This is a genomic window from Neobacillus sp. FSL H8-0543 (assembly GCF_038592905.1).
Lineage (GTDB): Bacteria > Bacillota > Bacilli > Bacillales > Cytobacillaceae > Neobacillus.
In genome coordinates this window covers 1,407,155-1,427,310 of record NZ_CP151943.1, presented here as the reverse complement: position 1 = coordinate 1,427,310, position 20,156 = coordinate 1,407,155, and the positions used below count along the sequence as shown (strand labels likewise).

At 40.1% G+C, this 20,156-nt stretch carries 21 protein-coding genes; 11 read left to right on the top strand and 10 right to left on the bottom strand.

Translation table 11 applies throughout. The features are described 5' to 3' along the window. Positions 1-265 precede the first annotated feature (265 nt). Positions 266-976, top strand: coding sequence for a response regulator transcription factor (locus tag NSS81_RS07555; protein WP_342432896.1), 711 nt, complete (start codon positions 266-268; stop codon positions 974-976). Further along, entirely contained in the window at positions 954-2,327 is a 1,374-nt protein-coding gene (locus NSS81_RS07550) for an ATP-binding protein (RefSeq protein ID WP_342432895.1), read from the top strand. Before NSS81_RS07555 ends, NSS81_RS07550 begins: the two co-directional genes overlap by 23 nt. Before the next feature lie 1,495 nt (positions 2,328-3,822). Here the strand turns inward: NSS81_RS07550 and NSS81_RS07545 are convergent. The 5 genes from NSS81_RS07545 to NSS81_RS07525 form a co-directional block, all read right to left on the bottom strand. Next, on the bottom strand, positions 3,823-4,578 hold the full coding sequence (locus NSS81_RS07545) for a (S)-benzoin forming benzil reductase (RefSeq protein ID WP_342432894.1): 756 nt from the start codon (positions 4,576-4,578) through the stop codon (positions 3,823-3,825). Positions 4,579-4,684: 106 nt separating this feature from the next. Then, a complete protein-coding gene (locus NSS81_RS07540) occupies positions 4,685-5,428 on the bottom strand; it encodes an ATP-binding cassette domain-containing protein (protein WP_342432893.1) in 744 nt (247 codons plus the stop codon). Beyond that, positions 5,425-6,123 (bottom strand): ABC transporter permease, encoded by a 699-nt coding sequence (locus NSS81_RS07535; RefSeq protein ID WP_342432892.1) that lies wholly within the window; start codon positions 6,121-6,123, stop codon positions 5,425-5,427. The genes NSS81_RS07540 and NSS81_RS07535 overlap by 4 nt, the downstream gene beginning before the upstream one ends. A 43-nt stretch (positions 6,124-6,166) precedes the next feature. Then, on the bottom strand, positions 6,167-7,033 hold the full coding sequence (locus NSS81_RS07530) for a substrate-binding domain-containing protein (protein ID WP_342432891.1): 867 nt from the start codon (positions 7,031-7,033) through the stop codon (positions 6,167-6,169). Further along, positions 7,033-7,956, bottom strand: coding sequence for a helix-turn-helix transcriptional regulator (locus NSS81_RS07525; RefSeq protein ID WP_342432890.1), 924 nt, complete (start codon positions 7,954-7,956; stop codon positions 7,033-7,035). The genes NSS81_RS07530 and NSS81_RS07525 overlap by 1 nt, the downstream gene beginning before the upstream one ends. A 244-nt stretch (positions 7,957-8,200) precedes the next feature. Here NSS81_RS07525 and NSS81_RS07520 point away from each other — a divergent pair, with 244 nt between their 5' ends. Beyond that, positions 8,201-8,863 carry an NAD(P)H-dependent oxidoreductase gene (locus NSS81_RS07520; protein WP_342432889.1) on the top strand — a complete coding sequence of 221 codons (663 nt, stop codon included), beginning with the start codon at positions 8,201-8,203 and terminating at the stop codon, positions 8,861-8,863. Between the two features lie 36 nt (positions 8,864-8,899). On the opposite strand, the gene NSS81_RS07515 is transcribed toward NSS81_RS07520, so the two are convergent. Beyond that, positions 8,900-9,682, bottom strand: a complete 783-nt coding sequence (locus tag NSS81_RS07515) for an undecaprenyl-diphosphate phosphatase (RefSeq protein WP_342432888.1) — start codon at positions 9,680-9,682, stop codon at positions 8,900-8,902. Positions 9,683-9,855: 173 nt separating this feature from the next. Between NSS81_RS07515 and NSS81_RS07510 the strand changes: the two genes are divergently transcribed. Together NSS81_RS07510 and NSS81_RS07505 are read left to right on the top strand one after the other, a co-directional pair. Further along, complete coding sequence (locus NSS81_RS07510) at positions 9,856-10,614, top strand: DUF4931 domain-containing protein (RefSeq protein ID WP_342432887.1); 759 nt, start codon at positions 9,856-9,858, stop codon at positions 10,612-10,614. Positions 10,615-10,922: 308 nt separating this feature from the next. Beyond that, on the top strand, positions 10,923-12,095 hold the full coding sequence (locus NSS81_RS07505) for an FtsW/RodA/SpoVE family cell cycle protein (RefSeq protein WP_342432886.1): 1,173 nt from the start codon (positions 10,923-10,925) through the stop codon (positions 12,093-12,095). A 46-nt stretch (positions 12,096-12,141) separates the two neighbouring features. Here the strand turns inward: NSS81_RS07505 and NSS81_RS07500 are convergent, their stop codons facing one another. Beyond that, entirely contained in the window at positions 12,142-13,113 is a 972-nt protein-coding gene (locus tag NSS81_RS07500; protein ID WP_342432885.1) for an iron-siderophore ABC transporter substrate-binding protein, read from the bottom strand. A gap of 248 nt (positions 13,114-13,361) precedes the next feature. Between NSS81_RS07500 and NSS81_RS07495 the strand changes: the two genes are divergently transcribed. The 5 genes from NSS81_RS07495 to NSS81_RS07475 are packed head-to-tail and all read left to right on the top strand — an operon-like array spanning position 13,362 to position 17,262. Continuing rightward, on the top strand, positions 13,362-14,366 hold the full coding sequence (locus NSS81_RS07495) for an iron ABC transporter permease (RefSeq protein WP_342433963.1): 1,005 nt from the start codon (positions 13,362-13,364) through the stop codon (positions 14,364-14,366). Next, a complete protein-coding gene (locus tag NSS81_RS07490) occupies positions 14,363-15,418 on the top strand; it encodes an iron ABC transporter permease (protein ID WP_342432884.1) in 1,056 nt (351 codons plus the stop codon). Before NSS81_RS07495 ends, NSS81_RS07490 begins: the two co-directional genes overlap by 4 nt. Positions 15,419-15,442: 24 nt before the next feature. Further along, on the top strand, positions 15,443-16,264 hold the full coding sequence (locus tag NSS81_RS07485; RefSeq protein WP_342433962.1) for an ABC transporter ATP-binding protein: 822 nt from the start codon (positions 15,443-15,445) through the stop codon (positions 16,262-16,264). Then, a complete protein-coding gene (gene fhuF / locus NSS81_RS07480; protein ID WP_342432883.1) occupies positions 16,257-17,051 on the top strand; it encodes a siderophore-iron reductase FhuF in 795 nt (264 codons plus the stop codon). Before NSS81_RS07485 ends, fhuF begins: the two co-directional genes overlap by 8 nt. Further along, on the top strand, positions 17,011-17,262 hold the full coding sequence (locus NSS81_RS07475) for a DUF2573 family protein (protein WP_342432882.1): 252 nt from the start codon (positions 17,011-17,013) through the stop codon (positions 17,260-17,262). Before fhuF ends, NSS81_RS07475 begins: the two co-directional genes overlap by 41 nt. Before the next feature lie 43 nt (positions 17,263-17,305). On the opposite strand, the gene NSS81_RS07470 is transcribed toward NSS81_RS07475, so the two are convergent. After that, positions 17,306-17,650 carry a spore coat protein gene (locus tag NSS81_RS07470; protein WP_342432881.1) on the bottom strand — a complete coding sequence of 115 codons (345 nt, stop codon included), beginning with the start codon at positions 17,648-17,650 and terminating at the stop codon, positions 17,306-17,308. A gap of 22 nt (positions 17,651-17,672) precedes the next feature. After that, positions 17,673-17,957 (bottom strand): hypothetical protein, encoded by a 285-nt coding sequence (locus NSS81_RS07465; protein ID WP_342432880.1) that lies wholly within the window; start codon positions 17,955-17,957, stop codon positions 17,673-17,675. 185 nt (positions 17,958-18,142) lie between these two features. Here NSS81_RS07465 and NSS81_RS07460 point away from each other — a divergent pair, with 185 nt between their 5' ends. Next, positions 18,143-19,060 carry a proline dehydrogenase gene (locus NSS81_RS07460; RefSeq protein ID WP_342432879.1) on the top strand — a complete coding sequence of 306 codons (918 nt, stop codon included), beginning with the start codon at positions 18,143-18,145 and terminating at the stop codon, positions 19,058-19,060. A gap of 717 nt (positions 19,061-19,777) precedes the next feature. On the opposite strand, the gene NSS81_RS07455 is transcribed toward NSS81_RS07460, so the two are convergent. Next, positions 19,778-20,029, bottom strand: coding sequence for a YuzL family protein (locus NSS81_RS07455; protein WP_342432878.1), 252 nt, complete (start codon positions 20,027-20,029; stop codon positions 19,778-19,780). Positions 20,030-20,156 lie beyond the last annotated feature (127 nt).

Sequence of the window (20,156 nt, the reverse complement as noted above, 5' to 3'; positions counted from 1 at the left end):
GGAGCGCAAAACTTAACAAGACTATAAAAAAATAGGCTGCCCCGCAGTTCGGGACAACCGTATGTAAAAAAAGAGAGATTAAATTTGGGAGAGCAAGATAGTTATAAACCATTTATAACTTAAAGAGTTAAGAAGCTCCTTCATTGCTACAGGTTCATCTTATCGAGAAAGATTGAAGATGTTATGAAGAAATTGTGGTGAATTTGTGAAGTTGAAAAAAGTAATCCCCTGAAATGATATATTAAAGCTAAGGGGAGTGAAAACCATGAAAATACTACTTGTTGATGATGAAAAAAGAATTTTAGAAGTCCTCGAAGCCTATCTTGAAAGAGAAGGCTATGAAATTCACTGTGCTGATAATGGAATTGATGCCCTAAAGAAGGCTAAAAATATAAACCCTGATTTAATCGTGTTAGATTTAATGCTGCCGGATATTTCCGGTGAAGAAGTATGCCGTTTAGTCCGCAAAGAATCAGATGTGCCAATCATAATGTTGACAGCCAAGTCCGCTGAAGATGATCGCATCAATGGTATTGTCATTGGGGCAGATGATTATTTAACGAAGCCCTTTAGTCCTAGAGAGGTTGTCGTTCGCGTACAAGCCATACTTAGACGTGTTAAGAAAGTCGAAAAGGTTGACCGCATCGAATTCAATGACAGGCTCTTGGCTATAGATCTATCTAAGAAGGAAGTAATCGTTAAGGGACAGGATGTTACCTTAACACCAATCGAATACAAGCTTTTAACCAATATGGCATTAAATCCTGGCAGAGTATACAGCCGAATGGATCTTTTAGAAAAAATCCAGGATGAAGGAATGTACTATGAGGGCTACGAACGCAGTGTGGATACCCATATAAAAAACCTCCGTAAAAAAATCGAGTTGGATTCAAGACAGCCGTCGTTTATCGTAACTGTTTTCGGAATGGGTTATAAATTTGGAGGGGTATTGGATGCTGCAAACACTCCGGTCTAAGATTCTCTTTTATTTAGTGCTCATCTCGATGATTGGAATTTTATTTGTAAGCTTTTTTATGCAGTGGGGCTTTGAAGAAAGCTTTAAGAATTATCTTGACCGAAACCGCGAAAAGAATATTGATAGAATTATTACCGAGGTCGAAAAAGACTTTAAGAAACATGGACATTTTACAAGTGATCCAGTGTTTGGTTTACTTCATGAGCACGCGATGACAGATCAGCTATATTTCCAATTATATGACCGCTTTGGCCAGCTACAGATGGATTCCTCGAATATCAGAGGAATGTTGAATAGTCTAGGGTTAGCAGAGCCTGAACCAGACGAGGAGGAATGGCATTCTAATTCCTATACACTAAGGGTAGATAACAAGATTATCGGCAAACTAGTGGCCATTTATCCAGTCGGCTTAATTGATGATGAATACAAGTTTATTCAAACCATTCAATTATACATTTATGCGGCGGTTTGTTTAACGATCTTGCTATCGATTCTCTTTAGTATGATTTTTTCAAAAAAATTAACTTCTGGTTTAAATAAGGTTTCTTTTGCAGCCAATCAGCTCCAGCAGCATAATCTGGATATCCGAATTCCTCTATCAGGACTTCCGACAGAGGTAAAACATCTTGCGATTTCCTTTAATAATCTTGCAGTAACCCTATCAAAGGGAGAGATGTTGAGGAAACAATTCACTGGAGATTTGGCTCATGAACTTCGGACGCCGCTTGCCACCTTGAGAAGTCAAATTGAAGCCTATCAAGACGGGATTTGGGAACCAACACAGCAGCGTTTGCAATCTAGCCATGAAGAGTTAATGCGTTTAGTACGGCTAGTTAATGAACTTGAAAAACTGCTTGCTGCCGAAAATCCGCAGATCAGATTGGAGAAAGTAGAGGTCGAAGCCGGTAATGTTCTAAGCGCCTTATGGGAGATGTTTTTACCATCTTTCAAGAAGAAGGGGGTTCATCTCCATATTGAAGAACCTACTGAGGAACTATTCTTCGAAGCAGATAAAGACCGTCTGATGCAAATCCTTTCAAACATCCTGAATAATGCCTTGAAATATACACCCGAAGGGAAGAATGTAACCATTTCTGTTTCATCCCAAAAGGAGGGATTTGTAGGTTTCAAGGTTCAAGATGAAGGGGCGGGCATGGCAGAGGATGATCTACCGCATATATTTGAGCGTTTCTACCGCGGTGATAAATCCCGCGATCGAAAAACTGGCGGAGTCGGAATTGGTCTATCTATTGTTAAGGCATTAATGGATGCCCATAAAGGAACGATTAAAGTAACGAGTAGATTGAATAAAGGAACAAGTTTTATTCTTTGGTTTCCGTTAGAGGACTAAAGTTATGAAGAAAATAAAAATGAGAGCAGAAGGAAGAGATTTCTTCTTCTTTCATTTTTTTTGTTTTATAGATGCCTGAAAACTACAAAAATCCTGATGAGCGGTAACCAAAGGTGATCTATGATGCCCGAGCCCTCGTAAAAAAGTAAGAGCGGTAACCAAAGGAGGTCTATGATGCCCGAGAGCTACGAAAAAAGGTAAGAGCGGTAACCAAAGGAGGTCTCTATGATGCCCGAGCCCTTCGAAAAAAGGTAAGAGCGGTAACCAAAGGAGGTCTATGATGCCCGAGCCCTTCAAAAAAAGGTTAGAGCGGTAACCAAAGGACATCTATGATGCCCGAGCCCTTCGAAAAAAGGTAAGAGCGGTAACCAAAGGACATCTATGATGCCCGAGCCCTTCGAAAAAAGGTAAGAGCGGTAACCAAAGGAGATCTATGATGCCCGAGAGCTACGAAAAAAGGTAAGAGCGGTAACCAAAGGAGGTCTATGATGCCCGAGCCCTTCAAAAAAAGGTTAGAGCGGTAACCAAAGGACATCTATGATGCCCGAGCCCTTGGAAAAAGGTAAGAGCGGTAACCAAAGGAGATCTCTATGATGCCCGAGCCCTTCGAAAAAAGGTAAGAGCGGTAACCAAAGAAGGTCTATGATGCCCGAGCCCTTCAAAAAAGGTTAGAGCGGTAACCAAAGGACATCTATGATGCCCGAGCCCTTCGAAAAAAGGTAAGAGCGGTAACCAAAGGACATCTATGATGCCCGAGAGCTACGAAAAAAGGTAAGAGCGGTAACCAAAGGACATCTATGATGCCCGAGCCCTTCAAAAAAAGGTAAGAGCGGTAACCAAAGGACATCTATGATGCCCGAGAGCTACGAAAAAAGGTAAGAGCGGTAACCAAAGGACATCTATGATGCCCGAGCCCTTCGTAAAAAAGTAAGAGCGGTAATCAAAGGTGATCTATGATGCCCGAGCCCTTCAAAAAAAGGTAAGAGCGGTAACCAAAGGTGATCTATGATGCCCGAGCCCTTCAAAAAAAGGTTAGAGCGGTAACCAAAGGACATCTATGATGCCCGAGACCTTCGTAAAAAAGTAAGAGCGGTAACCAAAGGAGGTCTATGATGCCCGAGCCCTTCAAAAAAAGGTAAGAGCGGTAACCAAAGGACATCTATGATGCCCGAGAGCTACGAAAAAAGGTAAGAGCGGTAACCAAAGGAGATCTATGATGCCCGAGCCCTTCGTAAAAAAGTAAGAGCGGTAACCAAAGGAGGTCTATGATGCCCGAGACCTACGAAAAAGGTAAGAGAGGTAACCAAAGGACATCTATGATGCCCGAGACCTTCGAAAAAAGATATGAGCGGTAACCAAAGGACATCTATGATGCCCGAGCCCTTCAAAAAAAAGTAAGAGCGGTAACCAAAGGAGGTCTATGATGCCCGAGACCTACGAAAAAGGTAAGAGCGGTAACAAAAAGAAGCCCAGATTAGTAATCTGGGTTTTTTGTCTAAATCAGTTCATTGATACTGTAAACCCTGCCACTTTCAGATTCCCCTTTAAGGACTAAGTCTACTAGCGCGTCAGCAACTGCTTCTGCCTTTAAGAGCTTATTACTTTCCTTAAGATCCTTAAACCTTTCAAGATCCTTAAAAGCATCTTTAGAGGAAGAACGAATGGTTTCCTGCATATCTGTATCCATGACACCAGGACTAAAGGCAATAATTTTATTATTGGAATTCTTCTCTGCTTGTTCTAATGCAGCGGTTTGCGTAAACATATTAATACCGGCTTTGGCACTGCAGTAAACACTCCAGCCTTCGATTGGTCGATTTGCGGCGCCGGAAGTAATATTAATCGCAAGTACCTTTGTGCCCGTCTGCCCCGCTTTTTGAAAAAATAAATTGGTGAGCAGGATGGGGGCAATTAAGTTTACTTGAATGTTGCGAATTACAGGTGCTTGTTCAAGATTTCCGACAATATGGATGGGCTCAATAACTCCTGCATTGTTAAAAAGATAAATTTCCTCTGGATTTTTTTCGAAAATATGATGAGCAATATCCAAAAATACTTCCTGGACCTCATTTTCTAAGGCGAGATTACAGGAATGATGTTTATAGGTTAAGCCTTTTTGGATTGCAAAGCTTTTTATTTCCGCGTTCTCTGTCCTTGAAACGGAAATAACAGCTATTTGTTCTTGCAGCAGTCTTTTGGCGATCGCCTCGCCTAAACCTCTAGAAGCACCTGTGATAATGGCGTATTTCATGTTTTTCCCCACTTTCTAGGAACCTGTTAATAACTATATTTTAGTCTTCTCCCTATCAATAATCAACGAACAGCATATAAAAAACAGCCCGATTAATCGAGCTGTTTTAACTACTTTGTGAATAAAACTTTTTCCATTCATTAAGAAAGGGGGAGGTGGCTGAATTAGGATGTTCAAGAACTCTTTGTGTCAGTCCACATTGCTTTACCTCACCGTTCACGATAATTGCTAGACGATTGGTCAGATAATTAATTTCCATCAAGTCATGGCTAACAAAAGCGGTAGTCGTTCCAGCTGCTTCAATGATATGTTTAAAGTCTTCCATTAATTTTATTTTCGTAGGAAAGTCTAGAGCGGAAAACGGTTCATCTAGAAAAAGAATTTCCGGTTCAACAATCATGGCTCTGGCCAAATTTACCCTTTGTGCCTCCCCACCAGAAAGTAAGTGAACGTTCTTTTTCGCTAAGTGACTAATCTGAAACTGATCCATCCAAAGATATACTTTTTCTTTAATGACACTCTTAGGGGTTTTTCGTAGTTTTAACCCAACCGCAATATTTTGGAAGACTGTTCCATCTAAAAGCAACGCCTGTTGTAAGGCGATAGAGAATTTCCTCCGTAATTCAAGTGCGGGATTCCCTTTTGGAATGACTTGCCCACGATATAGAATCTCTCCATTACTCCGACTTTCAAGAAAGGCCATGACTTTTAAAAACGTGCTTTTACCTGCGCCATTAGGGCCCATGATTCCTAGAAATTCACCACTTTGGATTTGGAATTCTGGAATGCGGAGAAGGGTTTTCTCCTGTACCTGATAGGTGATATCCTTAAGCTCAAGTATTGGACTCATGATAATCGCTTCCTTTGCTGTAACAGTGTTAAAGCCGCAGTAATCAGAAGGGCTGCTGTCAATAGGATGAAGGAGATGGCAAGGGCAACATCAAAATTCCCCTTTGATACTTCCATTACAATGGAAGTAGTAAGAATGCGCGTATCTCCCTGAATATTTCCGCCAACCATCATCGCGGCACCCACCTCTGCAATAACCCGGCCAAATCCAGCCATAATTGCAGCTAATATAGCTACCCTGGTTTGCTTTAAGAGTATTGAAAAAGTTTGCAGCTTTGTTGCGCCAAGCGCTTTTATTTGTAAAAGCATTTTTTCACTGATTTGCTGGAAAGCGGAACTGGTTAACCCAGTAACGATAGGCAAGGATACAAGGACTTGGGCCATGACTATCGCCGTTGGTGAATAGAGTAATTGTAAATGGCCAAGGGGACCAGAGCGCCATAACAGCATCGTAATCCAAAGACCAGCGACAACCGGCGGTAAGCCCATACCGATATTGATGAAAACTAATAGTAGTTTTCGTCCTTTAAATCTTGAAAGGCCAAGAAACATTCCAAGTGGAAGTCCGATGAGACTACTAATAACTATGGCCATGAAACATACTCTAAGAGTTAACCACGTAATCTCAAAAATCTCTTTGTCACCAGTAAGGATCATTTCCATTGCTTTCTTAAGACCGTCAGTAATTAGATCCAACCTATCTCATCGCCTTCCCCTTTAAATCGATCTTGCATTAGTCCTATTCAGTATATTTGATGAATAATGATTGTCCAAACTCTTCTTTCCCAAAGGTTTCGATTACATCTTGTGTTTTGCTATCAACCATAAATTCAACAAATTTTTCTGCATCCTTGCTGTTAACCATGTCGTGCTTCTCTGGATTAACCTGCATGACATGGTAAATATTCATTAAATCTTGACCGCCTTCAACGACGATTTTTAGGTTTGTTAAGTTTTTTTCTTGCGCAAGCCATGTCGCACGGTCTGTTAAGATATATCCACCTTTTTCATTCGCAATTTGTAAGGAAGCACCCATCCCTTGACCAGTTGAGATATATGTGTCGCCTGTTGGTTCAATAGTGGCAGCAGTCCAGATTCCTAGTTCTTTTTTATGTGTACCTGAATCATCGCCTCTAGTAATAAAATTCGCTTTTACTTCGAAGATTTTTTGGAATGCTGCTTTGGTATCTTCGCCACTGACTCCAGCTGGATTATCATTAGGCCCAACTAAAATATAATCATTATACATAACACGCTTTCGATTAATGGCATCACCACTGGTTACAAGTTCTTCCTCTGACTTTGGAGCATGAACTAAAAGGACATCTGCTTCACCTTTTGTTCCCATTTCTAACGCTTGTCCTGTACCAACGGCAATTGTTTTAACTTTAACATTATTTTCTTCTTCAAAAATTGGTAGTAATACATCTAATAAGCCACTATCTTGAGTACTGGTTGTTGTTGCAAGGATAAGTTCAGTAGGTTCTGCCTTCGGCTCTTTCTGCTTATCACTTGCATCAGCTTGTTTGTTGTCGGTATTGCCGCAAGCAGATAATAGTAGAACCATGAATACAAAAAGTGTAGCAAAAAAACGATTCTTTAACATTAGATTTCCTCCGTTTTATAGGTGATTTTTCCTAATTCTTCAATATCATAGCCAACTAAATCGGTTAAGCTATTTTTAAAGCTTGAGGACTGCAGGTAGTTAATTAAATCCACTAAGGTCTGTTTGTTTTCGTTGGTGAAGCGGAATACAAGGTCAAACTGTTCCTTTGCAACCGGGATGAAGTCAAGTCCCAAATGGTTCGCAGCTGATTGTATTCCGAAGGCAGCATCTGCGATTCCCCTGCTAACAGCAGAAGCTGTTGATAAGTGGTTCCATTCCTCATTTTCATATCCGTTTATTTTTCCAGGATCTATTCGATGGTTCGAAAGCATGGAGTCTAATAAAAATCGTGTTCCTGCACCTTTCTGACGATTCACAAACTTAACATCTTTTCTTACAAGGTCAGTAAAGTCGACGATTTCTTTTGGATTTCCCTTGGCTACAATTAAACCTTGCTCTCTGGAAGCTAACCTTACTACTGAAATAGATTCATAAATAAACAGCTGATTGATAAAGGGAAGATTGTATTCCTGGGATTTAGGGTCTAATAAATGAATGGCTGCAATATCGCTTTGACCGCGATAAAGCATCATTAATCCCTCTAGGCTGCCAATGTATGTAGGTTGCAGCTGAAGTTGTAAATTCTTTGCTGATTGTTTAACAAAATGCTCAACTAAAAAGTCATGGCTTCCAGACAGTCGTACTGGCTGTGAAGTTTGAATATCTGGCTGCTCAATTTGGTTCTTTTTTGAGGGTGCTTTCGTATTTTCCTTAAATCTTTCAATCTCCGTATGCTCAATTCTCATTTTATTTCCAACTTTAAAGGCCTGAAGTTCACCTCGCTTAATGAGTTCATAAACCGTGTGTTTAGAGATTTGGAATATCTGAGCGACCTCATCGGGTGTGTATGCTTTTCCCTCCATACGTATTCCCACCTTTCTCTTTCTTTTTTTAAGTTACTATAAATATACAATTTTTCTTGTGACTTTTGTTAAACTTTGTTTAGTTTCATTGAGTTTTGTGTAGAATCGTCACGTTTTGTTCAAAAACAACTTCGTTAGTTCACAGTTATTTCATAAATTTCACTGATTGTTCATCTGTGAACAAGTTTGTTTGATGTAAGATATGAATAGATGAAAAAATATTATTAAAGAGGGCGGGATCAGATTGTCAAAACTTCTTTATATTACAGTAAATCCAAAGAATGATATTAAACTATCAAAAGGGATGCAAATTGGTGAGGTCTTCCTTGAAGAATTCAAAAAGCAACAGCCCGATGTAGAAATTGACCATATGCATTTATACGATATGGATATTCCCGAGATTGATATGGACATGTTATATGCCCGTGCTAAATTGTCCTTCATGGGAAAAACCTTTGACGAGCTTTCAGAGGCAGAGCAAACACAAATTAAAAATATGCATGCCCTAGCTGACCGGTTTATCGATGCTGATTATTATGTATTTGTTACGCCAATATGGAACCTTGGCTCACCAGCCATTTTAAAATCATTCCTTGATAACTTATTTATTGTAAATAAAACCTTTACCAATACAGCGGAAGGTCCAAAAGGACTTCTTACCAACCGCAAAGCCATCCATATTCAAACGCGCGGCGGTATTTACTCCACAGGACCAATGGTAGATTTTGAATTTGGTGACCGTTTCTTAAGAAAAGCACTTGGCTTTTTAGGCTTCGAATTAATGGATACTGTATTTGCAGAAGGCATGGATCACTTTCCAAAGCAAATCCCAGAAATTATGGCAAAAGCAAAGGCACAAGCAGTCGAAGCAGCAAAAGAAATGGCAAAAGAAACAGTTACAGCATAATAACAAAAAATGCGACTCGAATTCGAGTCGCATTTTTTAAAATTTTCCGGTGGACTGGAAGAACAATACTGCAAAACCCAGCACCCATACATAAATCGCAAACGGTTTTAATGAACGCTTTTTTAAATAGCCAATCATCCATTTCACTGCAATATAGCCGAAAATTGCTGAAGCAGTAATTCCGACAATCAGTGCAGACAAGGAGATTGTTTCTCCGCTGCCGCCAGCTAACTCAAGGGATTGGAGAACCACTGCCCCGGCAATAGCGGGTGTTGATAATAAGAAGGAAAAATAAGCGGCTGTTTCACGGTCCAACTTTCTCCATAGAGCAGCAACAATGGTCATCCCCGAACGGGAAATTGCCGGAAAAATCGCCACAGCTTGAAACGAACCGATAATAAGAGCATCCCTATAACTTATATCATCCATTTTCTTAAAGCCGTTTTTAGCAGAATCAGCTATCCACAAAAACACGCCCGTAATTAAAAACTCCCAGCCTATTGTTACCCCAGTTGTTGAAATTTCCTCGAAATAATCTTTGAATAGCAATCCAAAAACGACCGCAGGAATCGTTCCGATAATTAGCAGGAAGGTTAGCTTGCTAAACGGATTTTTAATAATTTTAATAAACTCGTGCTTATAAAAAACTAGGATAGCGATTAGTGTTCCAAGATGAAGCATGGTATCGAGCAGCAGCCCAGCTTCCTGTAAATCAAATAAATTCCTTCCTAAATATAAATGCCCTGTGCTGCTAATCGGTAAAAACTCGGTTAAGCCTTGGATAATCCCTAATATGAATGCTTCTATTTTACTTAACAAAAGACTCCCTCACCTTCTCATGAAAAATATGCCTGTACACAATAAAGATATGCAGGTGAATCTGCAATTCATGCTTTAAATTGATTTTTCAGCTAATACGGAAACAAAAAAGTACAAAAGAATGAGACTCTGCCATAAAATAGAGGTAGGAATAAAGGAGAGGAGCGACCTTTTTGAAAACTAACCATCTACACTTCAATACATCCATTGGTGTCTTGAAGCCAGAAAGTATCAGGAATAAACAGCAGGCCTGCCCATTTTGCGATCGAGATCAGTTAAAAGAGTTAATCGAAGTGGATGGACCGATCATTCTCCTGAAAAATAAGTACCCGGTTTTGGAGAATACCTATCAAACTGTATTAATTGAAACAGATGATTGCCATGCAGAGATATCAACCTATGACGTCTCCCATTTACATAAACTGCTAAGATTTGCAATAAGGCATTGGTTAGAAATGGAAAGGACCGAAAATTATCAATCTGTTATTCTTTTTAAAAACCACGGACCGTTATCCGGGGGAACGATTGCACACCCGCATATGCAAATTATCGGTTTGAATGATATTAACTATGAAGAAAACCTGGAACATGAAGTGTTTCAAGGGATATCAATTGAAGAAAAAGAAGGGGTCAAATTCACATTATCGACAAAGCCAAAGGTTGGATTTTATGAGTTCAATGTTGAGATGGATGATTCGGGCTATGTGGAAGTATTTGGGGAATATCTTCAGACGGCTGTACATTATATCCTGCACAATTTCCCATTCAAAGCCTCAAGCTATAATTTATTCTTTTATCATATCGGGCGGAAAATCGTTGCGAAAGTTGTTCCGCGGTTCATCACCACTCCGCTCTATATCGGCTATGGCATCCCGCAGACTCCAAATAACCTGGCATGGATGGTCAACGATATAAAAAGTAAATATTTTTAAAAGAGATGGCTATGTTATTGAGTTCATTATAATTTTGCTCCCCTGTTGATTGGAGCGGAAGGCACGAGACTCCTGCGGGAGTACGGGGCAGGGGGAGACCCCACAGGCGCTTTAGCGCCGAGGAGGCTTCCCGGCACGCCCGCGGAAAGCGAAGTGCCTGGAGCTCCAATCAACAGCTAAGTTTAACAGCCAAAATGTAAATTAATCCATAACTGGTTTAGATGTTGTGATTTCTCCTTAATAAAAATATAATGAAGGAATGTACATGTTCCTTTTTAGGTTCATACATTAAAGGAGAATCAATCCATATGACATCAAATAACGAAAAAACAACTTCTAAACTTGATTATAGTCTCGTTTTTATCTTAATTTTACTATTTCTCGCTAGCTGTGTTGCCATTTTTAGTGCACAAGCGAGCGGACAATATGACAGCAACTTCCTTGTAAAACAAATTGTCTTCTATATCATTGGCTGCTGTATTATCGCAGTCGTAATTAGACTGGACTCCGATCAGTTAAAAAAGCTAACCTGGTATGCCTATGGGTTTGGAATCTTTATGCTTGTTTTATTAATGGTTGCACCCGATAGTATCGCACCAGAAATTAAGGGTTCGAAAAACTGGTTTAAGGTTCCGGGGATTGGTTCGCTACAGCCATCAGAGTTCGTAAAAATATTTATTATTTTGGCGCTCGCAAGATCTATTGAAGACCATCACCAAAAGAACCTTGAAAAAACCGTTAAGTCTGATTTTTGGCTCCTGCTAAAGCTAGGCATAATAACGATGGTTCCATTACTGCTGATTATCAGGGAGGACCTGGGAACTTCGCTCGTCTTTTTAGCTATTTTATTAGGAATGATTTTTATTTCAGGGATTACATGGAAACTGCTGATACCTATTTTTTCCGTAGGAATCGCTCTTATCTCGACGATTTTTTATTTCGTCTTGTTAAAACCTGAATTACTTGAAAAATATTTAGGGGTAGAGCAATATCAATTTGGAAGGATTTACTCCTGGCTTGATCCCTATAATTTTCAAAGCTCGACCGGTTACCATCTAACGAGATCCCTGCTAGCAATCGGTTCAGGCCAAACGGATGGAAAAGGGTATGGGAACAGAGAGGTCTATTTACCGGAAAGCCATACAGATTTTATTTTTAGTGTTGTGGGTGAGGAATTTGGATTTATTGGTGCAAGTGTGCTAATTAGTTTGTTTTTCTTGTTGATTTATCATATTACAAAGGTTGGTATGGAAACGAAAAACAATTTCTATACGTATATTTGCGTAGGAGTCATCAGTATGATTACCTTCCACGTGTTCCAAAATATTGGAATGACAATTGGCGTGTTGCCGATTACTGGGATCCCATTGCCGTTTATTAGCTATGGCGGCAGTTCATTGATGGGGAATATGTTTGGGATAGGTTTGATTTTTTCGATTCGTTATCACTACAAGAAGTACATGTTCTCAACAACTGCATAAAATCAAAAGAGCGAGGTCAGCGACCTCGCTCTTTCCTATTTAAGTCTTATTTTTTTAAAATGATTTCTTCCATTTCATCAAGCATCAGGTTTGCAGCAAGTACGCCTCCTGCTGTATTCCAAGTAACATCATTAACCCTGTATACTTGACCTTTTTTCACAACCTCAAGATTGTTGAACAGTGGATCATTAATCCAATCCTTTTCTAATTCAGAACCTTTTCCGTCACCCGTTTCATAGGTGAAATAGAAGAGGATATCTCCTTCCATTGCTGGAATGCGTTCTTTCGTTACATTTCTTTCCGCAAAATCATCCACATTTTGACTTTCAGGGCGGGCAAAGCCAAGGTCATTTAAGATGACACCTGAGAAGGTATCTTTATGGTAGATACGAACCTCGCCAGCCATAAAGCGGACCATCGAAACTTCCATGTTCAATTTATCGCCAAACTTCTCTTTTAATTCTGCAATTCGGGCATCATAATTTTCAAGAACCTTATTTCCTTCTGCTTCTTTGTTCAGTGCTTGTGAATATAATTTAAAGTTTGTTTTCCAGTCACCACGAAGTGTTTCAGCGAAAACGGTCGGTGCAATCGCTTTTAATTGGTCATAAATTTTTTCCTGACGCATTTTGTTGCCAATAATCAAGTCAGGCTTAAGTGCAGCAATCGCTTCAACATTTACTTCACTTTCAACGCCAACGACTTTTGTCTCTTTTAATTTATCAGCAATATGGTCATACCAAGGGTCACCAGTGAAGGATTTGACAGCACCAACGGGGGTAACATCCATTGCTAAAAGAGCTTCAGTACCTTCGTTTGTCAGGATAACAACCCTTTCAGGAGTTCCTTCGATTGTCGTCGATCCCATCGCATGTTCAATCGTATAGCTTGTTTCTTCAGTTTCATTCGTCTCGTTCGTGTCTTTTGTAGTTTCATCATTAGCACCACCACCGCAAGCAGCTAACAGGAAAATAGCAAAAATAGACAGGAGTGTAAGAAATGGTTTCAGTCTTTTCATTGTATGTAGCCTCCTAAATTTAATTGCAAATGATAATCATTTTCATTCGTACTCTTATCTTAAAATGAACAGTAATCAGTTGTCAACGATTTAATTGAAAATGGTTATCATCCTCATTGACAACCATTATCAATTGAATATACACTTAATACAGGTGAAAATAGCTCAAAACTCCATATTTCCAATCTAAATAGCAAAAACGTTTGAGAAAAGAGCTATATAAAGAAGAAAGAAAGGTTACTAAAGCGATGCTTTTAAAAAATAACACTTTAAAATGGGTCGGTTTGTTGGCCTCCATCTTGCTCATGCTATTCTTCATGTGTGCAAGCATCATTTTTGGTTATACAGAAACAAGTTGGCGTACAGCTATAGATACCTTCACTAATTATAATGGCTCAAATGAGCATATTATTATTCAGAGTGTAAGACTTCCGCGTGCGTTCATTGCTGCAGCGGTGGGAGCAAGCATAGCTATCTCAGGAACACTTATGCAAACATTAACAAAAAACCCGCTCGCTTCACCAGGGATTTTTGGTATTAACGCAGGAGCAAGCTTTGTCGTTGTAGCCGCGGTTACCTTATTTTCTGTAAATAGTTTACAAGCCTTCAGCGGACTGGCATTCTTAGGTGCTGCGATTGCCTCTATTAGTGTGTATGGCATTGGATCTTTTGGCCGAGAAGGGTTAACACCTATGAAACTAACCTTAGCCGGTGCAGCAATTGCTGCGATGTTTTCTTCCTTTACCCAAGGGCTGCTTGTGATCGATGAGGCTGCACTTGAGCAAGTATTATTTTGGCTTGCAGGTTCTGTCCAAGGAAGGAAATTAGAAACCCTCCTGAATGTTTTGCCATACCTGGGAATTGGTTGGATTACTTCCATGCTGATTGCTGGGAAAATGAATATTCTTTCAATGGGGGAAGATGTAGCTAAGGGGCTTGGTTTAAAGACAGGACTTTTAAAAGTAACTGTTGGAGTAATTGTCATTCTTCTTGCTGGCGGTGCTGTCTCTGTTGCTGGTCCGATTGGCTTTGTTGGAATCGTTATACCTCACATTACTAGATCAATCATTGGAATAGACCATCGATGGGTGATTCCATTATCCGGTGTTCTTGGTGCTATATTGTTATTAGCATCTGATATTGCTGCAAGATATGTACTTATGCCTTCTGAAGTGCCGGTTGGAGTTATGACAGCCATTATCGGAACTCCATTCTTTATCTACATAGCAAGAAGGGGGTTCAATGGACGATGAGCAAATACAAAAATATTCGCTTATTTAAAGGGAACTTCTCTTTCTTAATGGACCGAAAAGCTGCCTATGTTTTTATGGTATTGATGATTATTTCCTTTCTGGTCTTTGTTATCAGTACGGGAACAGGAGAAATGAAAATTAGTCCGCTCACAGTTTTAAAGGTTTTGGCTGGCAACGGGCCAGATATGGAAACACTTATCATTACCTCCTTCAGATTACCAAGAATTATCATAGCCCTTCTAGTTGGGATCTCCTTAGCAGTTGCCGGCGGGATCTTGCAGGGGATGATTAGAAATCCGTTAGCTTCCCCAGATATTCTCGGAATTACTGGGGGAGCAGCAGTAGCGGTTGTAGGATTTTTGGCGTTTTTCAGTGATGAAAATAATGCGTTGACTGTAAGTATAAATTGGTTACCGTTAGCAGCCTTTTTGGGTGCGGCGGTTGTTGCTTTTTTAGTTTACTTCCTGGCTTGGAAAAATGGAGTTTCACCGATTCGGCTGGTATTAATCGGGATTGGAATATCCACGCTAATGCAGGCAGTAACTACTTTAATGATGATCCTCGGCCCTATCTATCAGGCTAGCCAAGCAAATATATGGATTACGGGGACCGTTTACGGATCTAATTGGAATAATGTTGCTACACTTTTGCCGTGGACCGTACTATTTCTCCTTATTGCGATGATTGCCGCAAGAACGATAAATATTCAAGAGCTTGGTGATGAGGTAGCAATAGGTTTGGGCGGAAAGGTACAAAGACAACGATTTGGCCTGCTAATGATTAGTACTGCCCTCATTGGAAGTGCGGTTGCTTTTGCCGGAGGAATTGGCTTTGTTGGTTTAATGGCACCACATATGGCGCGCAGGCTGGTCGGTTCTTCTTTTGGCGCTTTATTACCTGCTTCGGCATTAATTGGCGGTATTCTAGTGATGCTAGCTGATTTAATTGGAAGAACGTTGTTTTCTCCACTGGAAATTCCTGCAGGCGTGTTTACAGCAGGAATCGGTGCTCCATATTTTATCTACTTACTTTTTAAGACAAGAAATAATTAATTCAGGTATAAAGGGGCTGGCATGATGAAAAGTGCGATTGAAACGAAAGATTTATCACTTTCATATGGAGAGACCCTCATCATTGATGAGTTGAACTTAACCATTCCTAAGGGTGAAGTTACCGTGTTTATTGGCGGAAATGGATGTGGGAAATCAACTCTTCTTCGTTCAATTGCCCGTCTTTTGAAGCCAAAATCAGGTGCTGTGCTTTTAGAAGGTGATGCGATTGCGAAGCTTTCAACAAAGGAAGTGGCTAAAAAAATGGCGATTCTGCCACAATCTCCGTCTGCACCTGAAGGATTGACCGTCCTGCAGCTTGTAAAACAGGGCAGATATCCTCACCAATCGTGGTTAAAACAATGGTCAGAAAAGGATGAAAGAATGGTAAATGACGCGCTCAAGGCCACTCGTTTAGAGGAGTTAAAAGAGCGGACTGTCGACTCTCTATCGGGTGGTCAAAGGCAGCGTGCCTGGATTGCGATGACCCTCGCTCAGGATACCGATGTGATTCTGTTGGATGAACCAACAACCTATTTAGATATGGCACATCAAATTGAAATTCTTGACTTACTTTTTGAATTGAATGAAGAAGAAAATAGAACGGTTGTTATGGTACTTCATGACCTCAATCTTGCCTGCCGTTACGCTCACAATATCGTAGCGATTAAGGATCAGAAGGTTTATGCGCAAGGGAAGCCAGAGTTTGTGATTAATTGCAGCCTTGTAAAAAATGTATTCGGGATGGAGTGCGAGGTAACAATTGATCCGCTTTTCGGCACACCGCTTTGTATCCCATACGGTAAGGGAAGACGTATCCTAAAGAATGCGGTAGCTTCCCATGGTTAAACTGTTAGAGGAAAATGGCCTGCTCCATTTACAAAAATACAGACTTAGCAGCAATTTACAGCACACTTTTACCATTGCTGATTTAATGGACAAAACATTATTAGCAAACTTGTTCAAAGAACTTACTTACTCACTGGGTACTCCTTCAGAGAAGGTTGCCGCGTCCATTTTTATCAAAAGGTATGCATTTATTGCCGTTATTTCGCTTTATGCGATGTCAGCCAGCAATAAAAAAATAAACCTTTCAATGGATAATATTGAAATGGAAAAGCCAGAGCGCGGCAAAGATTGGCTACCGAAGATTTCTCTTAAGGATCTATCTATTGAGGAGTGGAATGGCGAAGACCGTGACGAATGGAGAAGAGAGACCTTTCGTGAGTTGTTTGCCAATAATATTTATCCGATTATTGAGCAGTTAGAAAAAAACTATAAAATTTCAAGGCTGATTTTATGGGAAAATATTGCTATCTATTTATTTTGGCTTTACGAAACGGAACTAAAGAATAGCGATAACCCTTATGTTAAAAGCGATTTTCATTATTTGTTTTCAGAAGCAGAGGGAGAGTTATTTGGACGTTACCATAACAATCCGCTGCAAAAATACCAAAGTGAAAAGAAGTACCTGGAAGAATTTCAGGAAGAGATAAGAGTGCGGAAGACTTGTTGTTTCTCTTATCAATTGCCGAGTTCGAAGCGCTGTAAAACATGTCCATGTACTTATATTGCCAAGGATGGAGGGTGCTACGATGGAGAAAGCATTTGCTCAGCAGTTCGAAGCTTTACTTGAAAAGTATAGTGAATTGCTCCTAGGTGAAACAAATGAGGATACTAAGGAAAAGGTGAAGGCATGGGCTTTATATACCCATATTGCTAAGTCGATGCCAGCCTTAGCTAAGCATTGGAATGAACTTTACCCAGAAGCAAAGGAAGAAATGAAAGAGATTATTAAGGAAATAAAAGAACTAAATGAACAGCATCGAAAGGCTTCAAAAAAATAACACGTCAGGCAGCTAAAGCCTAACGTGTTATTTTTTTGTAGGATTATTGAAGTCCGTTTCCAGTTGGAAATTGATTCGTATATCCTTGGAATTGCTGATACGATTGCTGGAGCTTTTGTTGGTCCTCTGATTCGATGGCATACCAGCCTTTTCTAAACATCAAGTTGTAAAGATTTCTTTGACAATTTTGTGTTTCAGTGAATATTTGTAATATATCATTGTATAGACCATCGTGGCTGGCTTCATTTAACGCCATATTATAAGAGGTTGTCATATACTTTTCCGTTGTCAATAAATCATTAATAAAGTCACGATCATTCATTTGCGGTGTTTTCGGAACCTGTGTCTCAGGGTTTTGGAACTTTTGCTGATTTTGTGGTTGGTTCATGAGCTTAAACTCCTTTCAAAAGTTATTGAAGATTATTTTGTGGTGATTGTTGTTGCTGATTGATATGACCGCCTAAGTGAGCAAGTATCTGCTGATAATGTCGTTGGTGCATTTGACCGCATTTCTCAGCTTCTGCTTTTAACTCTGGATCCTGACAATGCCCGGCAAAAAAGTGAGCCTTTTTAGCTGCAAGTAAATTCCATGACATCATATCTTTTAAATATAGAGAGTCTTTCGTTGAGATGACTCCCGGAGGCTGTTGCATCGTTCCCTGTTGATTTTGCATATTCATATTTTGTTGCTGCATAAAATACCCCTCCTGCTTTATTTTTTCCTTTACCTCATTAGAATCTCTCAATCAAGTCTAAATATGCAATATAAACTGTTTATAAAAGTTATATTCAAAAAACATTTCTGATGATAAAATAATGAGAGTTAATGTTTGGATTCTTTTTTTTATATATTTGGTATCGCTTACAAGGGGGAAACAACATGGAACAGGTGATGAAGAATTTCTTCTTATTTTTATCACAGAATAAAGCGCTTACAAAAGCTGCGAGGAGATACGGCTTACGTTTTGGCGCGTCCCGTTTCGTTGCTGGAGAGACAATCGAGCAGTCTGTTAAAGTGATAAAAGAATTAAACAGAAAAGGACTTGCCGTAACGATCGACTATTTGGGAGAGTTTGTCGATAACGAAAAAGAAGCAATTGAGAGAACGGATCAATCCATTGCTGCGATCCGAGCCATCGGACGTGAAAAACTTAATTCTCAGCTTTCATTAAAAATGACTTCTATCGGTCTTGATATTTCCGATGAGCTTGTGATGGGAAATATGCGTCGTATCCTAGAGGCGGCTAAAGAGAATAATGTATTTGTCACAATAGATATGGAAGACTTTGAGCGCTGTCAAAAAACGATTGATATTTTTAAAGAGCTAAGAAGAGACTATGATAATGTAGGCACGGTTTTACAGGCCTATCTATATCGGGTAGCAAGGGATGTGGATGATTTAGATAGTTTACATCCAAACCTAAGGCTAGTTAAGGGTGCATATAAAGAGTCACCAGAGGTTGCTTTCCCTGAAAAGGCCGATGTTGATGAAAACTATAAAAAGATTATCAAAAAACAATTATTAAATGGAAACTACACTGCCGTTGCCTCTCACGATGAAGCAATGATTCAATATACAATCGAACTGGAAAAGGAGTATGGTCTCTCAAGGGACCAATTTGAGTTCCAAATGCTTTATGGTATCCGTTCAGAAAGACATCTTGAATTAGCAAAGGAAGGATACACTTTCCGAGTTTATGTGCCATTTGGAACGGACTGGTACGGCTATTTCATGCGCCGGTTGGCAGAACGCCCTGCCAATGTTTGGTTTGTGCTGAAGGGTATGTTTAAGAAATAGCAGGAAAGGCTTGTTAGATTCGAATAGTAATACAGTAGATGACCCTTTCAGATTCGCATTTAGGGCATCTATTTTTTTGTTCTCAGAAAAATAGTCATAACTCAATGAAGGCCAACTCACCGATAAAAACCAAGCAAGATGTCCTTCATAAGCCCGATGAAGGCCAACTCACCGGTGAAAACCAAGCAAGATGTCCTTCATAAGCCCGATGAAGGCCAACTCGGCGATGAAAACCAGGCAAGATGTCCTTCATCCGCTCGATGAAGGCCAACTCGGCGATGAAAACCAAACAAGATGTCCTTCATAAGCCCGATGAAGGCCAACTCGGCGATGAAAACCAGGCAAGATGTCCTTCATCCGCTCGATGAAGGCCAACTTGGCGATGAAAACCAGGCAAGATGTCCTTCATCCGCTCGATGAAGGCCAACTCGGCGATGAAAACCAAGCAAGATGTCCTTCATCCGCTCGATGAAGACCAACTCGGCGATGAAAACCAAGCAAGTTGTCCTTCATCCGCTCGATGAAGGCCAACTCGGCGATAAAAACCAAGCAAGATGTCCTTCATCCGCTCGATGAAGGCCAACTCACCGATAAAAACCAAGCAAGATGTCCTTCATCCGCTCGATGAAGGCCAACTCACCGATGAAAACCAAACAAGATGTCCTTCATAAGCTCGATGAAGGCCAACTCACCGGTGAAAACCAAGCAAGATGTCCTTCATCCGCTCGATGAAGGCCAACTCACCGGTGAAAACCAAGCAAGATGTCCTTCATCCTCTTGATAAATGTAAGGTAAAGCGGGGGTCCCTCTCATGTAACTATAGGGGTGTTGCAATTTACTTCTTGTATTGGTTGTTCTGACTGTTTTTTTATCAGGGCCGGTTGTGTTTTCTGCGCCTGGTCCAGCATTTCCTTGCACGCTAGCAGCGCTTACCCCTCTACTTGAAGGGTTTTTCTTCATTTTACCCATGGATTATCACCTCAGATAATAGGATGCCCAGAAAAGAAAAAATATTAATTTGTAAGTGTTTTCAAAAAAAATGAAATTTTCCGCGTATAATCATTGCGCAAATTTTTGAAATATTCTATAGTAAATA